Annotated in this window: 2 protein-coding genes; both read right to left on the bottom strand. The window is 61.5% G+C overall.

The annotated features are described in order from the left end of the window. Nucleotides 1-272: 272 nt before the first annotated feature. Entirely contained in the window at nt 273-2,000 is a 1,728-nt protein-coding gene (locus GJ668_RS19405) for a pyridoxal-phosphate dependent enzyme (RefSeq protein WP_155451730.1), read from the bottom strand. Then, nucleotides 2,000-3,787, bottom strand: coding sequence for a hypothetical protein (locus GJ668_RS19410; protein ID WP_186343233.1), 1,788 nt, complete (start codon nt 3,785-3,787; stop codon nt 2,000-2,002). Before GJ668_RS19410 ends, GJ668_RS19405 begins: the two co-directional genes overlap by 1 nt. Between the last annotated feature and the right edge of the window lie 143 nt (nt 3,788-3,930).

The raw sequence follows: 3,930 nt of genomic DNA on the forward strand, positions 1-3,930 counted from the left end.
TACCAAAACATGGCTATTTTTCGCCCCTGAGAGCGCTCAAAAGGCGACTCTACCTGTTAAGTCCGACAGGCTGCTAGCGTGATCTTTCTGCATCATTCAAAGGCTTCATCCCGCAATAGAGCCGCGGAATCGGGATCGGATGCAGCCGCCCACCGCCTTCGCGGTCGGCCTTGCGCGGATAGTGACCATGGGCAACCGAGCCCGGCGCGCCCGCAGTGTGGACAGCGCGCCGGGCGGTAGCGTTCAGGATTCAATCGGAACTCAGCGAGGACTCAGCGGGACAGGAAGCCGTGCTGCCGCATCCAGTCGTAGTTCATCAAGGTGTCTGGGTAGTTTTTCGCCGAGTCGGGCAGAATGACGACGCAGCGCTGTTGGAGCGTCAAGCTCTGGAGGATCCGCGATTGCAGTGCACCGGCCACGATGGCACCACTGCTGCTCCCACAGAACATCCCGTGGCCACACATCAATCCATGGGCGGTGGTGAAGGCCGCCGCGTCGCTGACCCTGATCCACTCATCCACCCGCTCTACTTCACACAGCGGGGGCGCATACGGAGTGCCGATTCCCTCGATTCCCCAGCAACCCACCGGTTCATCCGCAACCAGCCGCGCCCCTTCGGGTGAGACGCCGATGATCTTCAGCGCGGGATTGCGCTCCCGCAGCCCCCGGCACAGACCCATGAGGGTCCCCCCCGTGCCACACCCTGCGACCACCGCGTCAACCCGCCCCCCGCATTGACGCCAGATCTCTTCCGCCGTGCCACGGCGGTGAATCTCCGGGTTGAGCGGATTGTAGAACTGGCCGAAATGAAACGCTCCCTCCTCCTTCGCCAGCCGCTTCGCCGCAAGTTGATCGTTCTGATCGTCGGGTACCCGAATCACCTCCGCCCCGAGCAGGCGCATGGTGTTGGCCTTCAGCTCGGAGAATTTCTCCATGAGCAGGATCTTGCCCTTGAGCCCCCGGCTGGCTAGCGCGGCCATGAAGGCGATACCGGTGTTGCCTGCGGTGGCCTCCACCACCGTATCCCCCGGTTTCAGCACACCCTCGACCATGGCGGCATCGATGGCGCGGATCAGACGGTCTTTGATCGACCCCATGGGGTTCAGATACTCCAGCTTGAGGAGTGTCTCGCAGGGCAACCCCAGATCGGCGCGTACCAGGGGCGTGTTGCCGATAAGTTGGGTGACGCTGTCGGCGATCGCCGGCAGTGGATTGGGGTTCCGGGGTGCCGAAGGGGAGAGAGCGCCCGGGGGAGCGCCACGCATCGTCTCTCCGTCCCGTAGCTGCAGGGCGGCATCCGCATTGGGCTTGGACCGGCGTCTCGCCTTGACGAGGAAGAAGCTGGGGTGATTGACGTTGGCGACGTTGGGCGAGGTGAGCTGCTTGGCCTCACTGAAGTGCAACAGGTCGAAATGGCGCAGAAAGCCCTCACCAATATAGGCATCCATGCTGTGATGCATCTCCTCCACATCCACACCGTATGAGAGCCTGTTGATGAAGGTGTCGTGGCCCCAATAGTCGGTAAATTCTCGGGTTCCGCTCACCACCTCCTCATGTAGATGCATGAGCGACTGGATCGGATGGAACAGGCACAGTACCACATGCCCACCGGGCCGGGTGGTGCGGGCGATTTCTTGCATGGCCTGCTCCACCTGTGCGCAGTGCTGCAGCGCCCAGGTGCTGACCACCAGATCGAACGTCCCGTCCGGGAAGGGAATCGTGCTGGCCTTGGCATTTCTGAATACACCCCGGGGCACAGCCTCCCGGGCCATCTGTAAAAATTCGTCGCAGATATCCACACCCGCGAGCACGGCTTCGGGATTGCTTTCCGAGAGGCGCTTGAGGAGGGTGCCCGCGCCACACCCCACGTCCAGGACGTTCTGAACGGGACCGATGGAGGAAATCAGGCGCAGCACCAGATCCCGACTCAACTGGTCACCAGACAGGCTGGCCGAAGCATAGCGACCGGCCTGCTCCGAATAGGTGGGGGTATGAGACATCAACGTACCTCTTCCTCTTTGAAACCACAGGAGGGGATGAACGCTCTCACTGCGTCACACATCTGCTTAGGGAAGGCATCCCGGACCACCTGGCCGGCATGCCGTTCGACTACGGAGAGCCACGTTTCCGGCAGGGCCGAGGGGGCGACCCAGGCGCTTTCCACCCGATCCACGGGCAACCCTTTGTGCAGGATCTCCTCTGCGGCCACGATCATGAGACACCTCTCCACCCGCTGATTGCGCAGCACCGCATGCAGTCGTGCCCACCCCTGCCGACCCACGGACAGCGGCAGGCTGCCGACACCCGCCTGCCCGCCATACACCCATCCTAAGGACTCGGTGGCCCAGTCCAAGGGCAGTTGCCACCGGAAACCGGGCAGGGCCTGCTTCGGCAGGATCATCAGCAGGGCGGGAATCCGACCGGTGCCATCCTGGAGCAACAGTTCCCCCACCTCGGGCCAGATGCCGGGGTTGATATTGACCTCAATGAAACACCCCCCGGACTCCACAAAATTTTTGGAGATATCGGTGGTGATGTAGTCAAAGCCGGCGGTGTCGAGCCCCATGCTGGCGGAGAGGGCTTCGGTGAACGCCATTAGTTGCGGGTTGGCTTGGTCGGTTACTTCTTCCCACCTTCCGCCGGCAGCGATATTGGCCACGCTGGAGAGTGCCAGCGTCTTCCCCATTGGGAGGATCTGCTCCAGTGTCACCTTCCGCTGGCGCAGATGTCGCTCCAGGTTGGCGTCGAAGGGGATCAGGCAGAGCCCCTGATCCTTGGCGGTGGGTAGGCTCCTCTCCCGGTTCAAGCGTTCGACCAACTCTCTCACGCTGTCGCGACCGTTGCCGGTAATGGTCGGCAGCAACCGCTTCACAACCATCTTTACCTCGCCGCCCACCAGGAAGATGCGGTGGTCGTCGCCCTCCACGTGCCGCTCGATCAGAACGGTCGGGCAGAATCGCTTGGCCTGCCGAAAGCCGGAGAGCAGTGTCTCCAGGTCCACGATTCCCGAGGTGACACCCTGCCCCTGCGAACCGTCCACGGGTTTGGTCACACATGGCCAGCCGAGTGTCTCCAACACCTGCTCCAAATGCGTCTCTTTGGAGGCCAGCTTGGCTATCGGGGTCGGAGCACCTAGCGCTTCAAAAAACTGCTTGGCCCTCTTTTTGTGCCGACAGATCCTTAAGGCCACGGCACTGTCCCGCGTGGAGGAAGAGAGGTAGTGCCGCTGTGCCTTGCAGCCCCATCCATACTGGAAAAACGGCGTTCCCGGAATCAGGGGTAGAGTCGGCAACCCAATCGCCCGGGCCGCAGAGATTAGAATCCGTGCTTGTGAATCTATCCTGACTTGGGAGCAGTGTTGCCGGATCTCGTCCATCTGTTGGGCGGAGAACCGATCCAGTCCTCTGTCACCCGCAGTGGCCCGGCTCAGAAGTATGAAGCAGAAACGCGATACACTCAGGACTGCTTCCTGGTCGATCCACTCGATCCACACACCGATCCGCTCTCCATCGGTAACCACGCCGTGCGGATGGGGATGGGACAGCTCCTGCTCCAGAATGGCCGCCACATGAGTCATGACATAATCGGCAACCGCCTTCCTTTCAGAAGGGATCGCCGCGTCCTGCGGGATACCGACGTGCTCCCCGAGCAGCCGGGAGAACCGCTCCAGGCCCAGAGGGAGGTCCGCCGGTGCGAACTTAGCAAAGGGAAATTCCAGCAGGGTCACCGGGTCCGTTGAGTACGGATTGGGCCCATGAAAGAGCAGTGGCATCTCGTTAACCGACATTCCGCATATCATTATCTCGACTTTGGCCATTTTAGCCTACATTCCGCGCGCTTAATGAGACTATCGGTAACTTCTCAATAACTCACGGCACAGCCTGAGCGGCCAAGATCCGTTCGCGCACGATTTGCGGCAAGGGCGGGATG

The organism is Allochromatium palmeri, assembly GCF_009720725.1.
GTDB lineage: Bacteria > Pseudomonadota > Gammaproteobacteria > Chromatiales > Chromatiaceae > Thermochromatium > Thermochromatium palmeri.